A 559-nucleotide genomic window follows, 5' to 3' on the forward strand; every position below is an offset into this window, starting at 1 on the left:
TCGAGGGCATGCCGATCGATTTGATTCCAACGGCTTATCTGGCCAAGGGCAATTATTTCAGTTGCAGCGCCAGGGCGCCGTTCTCGCACCTGATCTATCCGGTGCCGGAGCCCGGCGGGCTCGGCGTGCACCTGACGCTCGACATGGCCGGACAGGCACGGTTCGGCCCCGACGTCGAGTGGATCGATCGCATCGATTATGCGGTCGACCCGGCTCGCGCCGAGCGGTTCTATCCGGCGATCCGAAAATACTGGCCGACCCTGCCGGATGGCGCGCTGATGCCGAGCTATTCGGGAATCCGGCCCAAGATCGTGCCGCCGGCGGTGGCGACCCAGGATTTCCTGATCCAGGGGCCGACCGATCACGGCGTCGCCGGCCTGATCAACCTGTTTGGGATTGAATCGCCCGGGCTGACGTCGTCGCTCGCGGTCGCCGACCACGTCGGCGAGCTGGCAGGGCTCTGAGCAAATGCAGCAAACCCTCCCGAGGGAGACGCGCTTCCGCGCTCATCCCTCGGTGAAAGGCCAGATTATTCGCTAGTTTGCGGGGACGGTGACTT

Annotated in this window: 1 protein-coding gene; it reads left to right on the forward strand. The window is 64.4% G+C overall.

Annotated elements, in window-relative coordinates; genetic code table 11:
• Positions 1-464 (forward strand): NAD(P)/FAD-dependent oxidoreductase (locus NS334_RS16880; RefSeq protein WP_153002815.1); only part of this gene is annotated, 464 nt, incomplete at its 5' end.
• Between the last annotated feature and the right edge of the window lie 95 nt (positions 465-559).

Source organism: Sphingomonas endophytica (assembly GCF_001476895.1).
GTDB lineage: Bacteria > Pseudomonadota > Alphaproteobacteria > Sphingomonadales > Sphingomonadaceae > Sphingomonas > Sphingomonas endophytica_A.